Below are 1004 nucleotides of genomic sequence, written 5' to 3' on the forward strand. Positions count from 1 at the left end.
ACCCACCCTACAAGACCGTCCGCCGTAGGGTGGGTGGAGCGCAGCGATACCCACGCGGAAACACGATGGAACCAATGCTTGGACCTTGGCGGCGGGGCTTGGTGGGTATCGCCTCTCGGCTCCTCCCACCCTACAAACCACCCGCCGTAGGGTGGGTGGAGCGTAGCGATACCCACCAGCCGAGGTCAGCGATTGCGCAGGCGGATGCGGCGGAAACGCGCTTCCAGCTTGAGCCTTTGTCCCAGCGCCAGGTAGAGCTGGTGTTGGCTGTCCACATGGCGATAGACCCGGACCCGGTCCGCGCCCAGCAGCATCATGATTTCCAGATAGTTGAAGAAGCCCATCCACTGGCCGCGTCCGTCGCGGTCGTCAAAGTCGATGTCCCGCGCCACGCGGCTGAGCAGGCCCTTGCCGACGTATTCGCGGTTGTCCTTCATCCATTGCAGCAAATGCGCCGCGCATTCGCGGCCGTAGGCGCTGTCGGCGGGGTAATCCTTACGGGGCGTGGGCATTTGCCAGTAATGCCGATAGGTGCGGCCGGGGCAGAGGCGAACAAAGGGAAGCAAGGCTTCCTGCTGCTCCAGCGAGTGCAGTTTGTAGCGACGACGACGGGGAAAGTTTTGAGCGTGATGCATGGTGTTTCTCCTGCTGTGACACAAGATAAACCACCTGCCGAGAGAAGCCGAGGTATTAGGCAGGCGCGTGAGCGGATTGGCGTACCGGGTGAGCTTTCAAGCCGGTGAGTGCATAGCACTCTCCTCCCACGCACCTGCCGAATGGCGCTGCAATGGAAAAACAACCTACGCAGCGTGCTGCGTAGGTTTGTTAAAGCTCACGACGGGACGCCAATCCCGGTGCCGCATGTGGGCGGCAACGTGGGGATTGTTGCCGAGGGGGCGCTTGGGGTCAAGGTGGGGTGGTTGGTGTGGCTAGGTGTGTGGGTTTTGTATCCGCTGCGCGGATGATGTTTCTGGTGCCGGTTTCCACGCAGACCGAGCGAGGCA

At 61.9% G+C, this 1004-nt stretch carries 1 protein-coding gene; it reads right to left on the minus strand.

What is annotated here, in order from left to right; all coding sequences use genetic code 11:
- Positions 1-185: 185 nt before the first annotated feature.
- A complete protein-coding gene (locus HA052_RS27085; RefSeq protein WP_166454442.1) occupies positions 186-635 on the minus strand; it encodes a hypothetical protein in 450 nt (149 codons plus the stop codon).
- Between the last annotated feature and the right edge of the window lie 369 nt (positions 636-1004).

The sequence above is a fragment of the Chromobacterium fluminis genome, assembly GCF_011602385.1.
GTDB classification, from domain to species: Bacteria; Pseudomonadota; Gammaproteobacteria; order Burkholderiales; family Chromobacteriaceae; genus Chromobacterium; species Chromobacterium fluminis.

What these genes read in the sequence shown, in the direction of transcription:
- HA052_RS27085 (WP_166454442.1), bottom strand. Translation starts at nt 635, where the DNA reads ATGCATCACGCTCAAAACTTTCCCCGTCGTCGTCGCTACAAACTGCAC.